General features: G+C 63.8%; 3 protein-coding genes. 2 read left to right on the top strand and 1 reads right to left on the bottom strand.

Going from position 1 to position 2859, the window contains the following annotated elements; translation table 11 throughout:
• Window positions 1–449, bottom strand: a 449-nt coding sequence (locus VF515_20590; GenBank protein ID HEX7410024.1) for a dockerin type I domain-containing protein, incomplete at its 3' end; no start/stop codon positions are given.
• Between the two features lie 113 nt (window positions 450–562).
• On the opposite strand from VF515_20590, the gene ligA reads away from it, so the two are divergent.
• The gene (gene ligA / locus VF515_20585; GenBank protein HEX7410023.1) at window positions 563–2596 is read left to right on the top strand and encodes an NAD-dependent DNA ligase LigA; all 2034 of its coding nucleotides are present in this window, start codon (window positions 563–565) and stop codon (window positions 2594–2596) included.
• A gap of 29 nt (window positions 2597–2625) precedes the next feature.
• The coding region (locus VF515_20580; protein HEX7410022.1) for an acylphosphatase at window positions 2626–2859 on the top strand (234 nt) is incomplete at its 3' end.

The raw sequence follows: 2859 nt of genomic DNA, 5'->3' as shown, positions 1-2859 counted from the left end.
GGGGTTGCCCCAGCCGTCAGCTTCTGCACTGCGCACACTTGCGTCGGCGTGGCGGTCGGCGTGCTCGTCCGTGTGGCCGTGGGGGGACCCAAAGTGGGCGTCGGCGTGCGGGTCGGGCTCGGAGGCGGATGACTGGGTGTGGCTGTCGGGGTCGGGCGTGGGGTGAGCGAAAGACAGGAGGGTCCAACCAGTGGCAGCATCGCAACGATGTCGCCCGCAGTGACCCCACCGTCTAAGTTCACATCCGCCCGCATCTGCGCCACGGGGTCTCCGCCCTTTTCGCCGGCCACCACCGCAATGACCGCCACTACGTCACCTGGGGTGACCTGCTGGTCCCCATCGATGTCTCCGAGGCACAGCCCCTGCGCGACGCCGATCCTCACCACCTGGATCAGGATACTCGCCAGCAGAACCGCCCAGAGCCCGGTGTTAGTAGAATCTCTTCTCACGGAATCACTTTGCAAAATGACGTGGGCGATTCTTTCCGCGCGGCCACGAGAAGTCAAGGAAATTCTAGACATGCCGCGATTGCCAGGCCGAGAGGACGGGTTATAGTAGGCGCGTGCCTCGGAAAGCGTCTTCCGCAGTCGACGTTGCTCGCGACATCGAAGAGTTGCGGCGCACCCTCGATTATCACAACTATCGCTACTACGTTCTCGACGACCCGGTCATCTCCGACGCGGAATACGATGATCTCTTCCGCCGCTTGACGGAGCTCGAGAACGCGCATGCGGAATTCCGCAGCCCGACCTCGCCGACGCAACGCGTGGGCGCGCCCCCCGCCGAAAAGTTCGAGACCGTGCGTCACAGCACACCCATGCTCTCCCTCAGCAACGCCATGGGAGAAGAGGAGTTTCGCGAATTCGATCGGCGGGTGCGCCGGGTGCTGGAGAGCGACCGGCCAGTTGAATACGTTGCCGAACCCAAGCTCGATGGCACCGCCGTCGAACTGGTCTACGAGAATGGTGCGCTGGTCGTTGCCTCGACGCGTGGCGACGGCATCAACGGCGAGAACGTCACCGCCAACGTCAAGACCATCCGCAGCGTCCCGCTCCGCCTCATCCGGACGGACAAAGGCACTCCGCCCATGCCGCGGCGGCTGGAGGTCCGCGCCGAAGTCATTCTGCCGAAGGCGGCTTTTCGGCAGCTCAATGAGGAACGCAGCACACGCGGCGAGCCGCTGTTTGCCAATCCGCGCAACGCCGCCGCCGGTTCGCTGCGCCAGCTCGACTCGCGCATTACGGCGCGGCGTCCGCTCGATATCTTCTGTCACGGCTTCGGCGAGATCATCGGCTGGGAGCTGGACACCCATTGGCAATTCCTGCAAGCCCTCTCCGTCTGGGGCTTGAAGACCAATCCGCTGAACAAGCTCTGCCAGGGGGCTGATGCCGTGGTTGCCTACCACCACGAGATGGCTGAACGGCGAGCGGCGCTGCCGTACGAGGTCGACGGCGTCGTCGCCAAAGTGAACAGCATGACGCTGCAACGACAATTGGGGGAGGTTTCGCGCTCGCCCCGCTGGGCCATCGCCTACAAGTTCAAAGCGCAGCAGGGAACCACCACCATCAAAGACATCCTCCCCTCCGTGGGTCGCACCGGCGTGATCACGCCGACGGCCCATCTCGAGCCCGTGCAGGTCGGTGGTGTGACCATCTCCAGCGCCTCCCTGCACAACATGGACGAGATCGAGCGGAAAGATATCCGCATCGGCGACACCGTTCTCATCGAACGAGCCGGTGATGTGATCCCGTATGTCGTCAAGGTAGTGGCCGAACAGCGTAGCGGGCGCGAGCGCAAGTTCCACATGCCCAAGAAGTGTCCCGTCTGTGGCAGCGATGTCGTGCGCGAAGCCGGTGAGGCGGCATACCGTTGTGTTGGGATGAGCTGCCCGGCGCAGTTGCGTGAACGCATCTGTCATTTCGGCTCGAAACATGGGCTCGACATCGATGGCCTCGGCGAGAAGCTGGTGGCCCAACTGGTAGACAAAGGCTGGGTGAGGAACGTTGCTCACCTCTACGACCTGACCAAAGAGCGACTCGTCAGTCTCGAACGCATGGGCGACAAGTCGGCACAGAACATCCTGGACGCCATCGCCGGCAGCAAGCGCACCAGCCTGACGCGACTGCTGTACGGCCTCGGGGTCCCCGAGGTTGGGGAACACATGGCGGCATTGCTGGCGGAGCATTTCGGCAGCATCGATGCCCTGCAGCATGCAACGGAAGATGAGTTGCTCGCGATCCGCGAAGTTGGGCCGGAAACGGCCCGTGAGATCCGTGCCTTCTTCGCACTACCGCAAAACCGCGCCGTGATCGAGCGGCTCAAAGGCGCTGGCTTGACCCCCGCGGCAGAACCGCGCAGACCCACCGGCAAACTCGCCGGCAAGACGTTCGTGCTGACCGGAACCTTGCCCGTTCCGCGCGACCACGTGGCGCAGGCGATCCAGGCCCAGGGAGGCCGCGTCGCTTCCAACGTCAGCAAGAACACCGATTACGTCGTCGTCGGCGAAGCCCCGGGCTCCAAGCTCGACAAAGCCCGGGAGCTGGGCGTCAAAACCATTGATGAGCGGGAGTTGCACCGGATGCTAGAGGCAACTTGACCCTCGCCAAAACGAGCACGAGTCATGGTATGACCGAAGAACGGGCACGCCTGTGGCTGCGCATCAAGGGGCGCGTACAAGGAGTCGGCTTTCGCTTCTCTGCGGTCGATGAGGCCCGCCGTCTCGCCCTCACGGGCTGGGTGCGCAACACCTCCGATGGTAAAGTCGAACTCGTGGCCGAGGGCCCGAAAGAGGGGCTGCAGCGTCTGGCGACATGGTGCCACGTTGGTCCACGCGGTGCCCAAGTGACCGACGTCGAAGAG

It is taken from the genome of Candidatus Binatia bacterium, from assembly GCA_036382395.1.
In the GTDB taxonomy this organism is placed as follows: Bacteria; Desulfobacterota; Binatia; order HRBIN30; family HRBIN30; genus JAGDMS01.
Note: the sequence above shows the minus strand (reverse complement) of the source record. Positions and strands in the feature narration are given on the sequence as shown.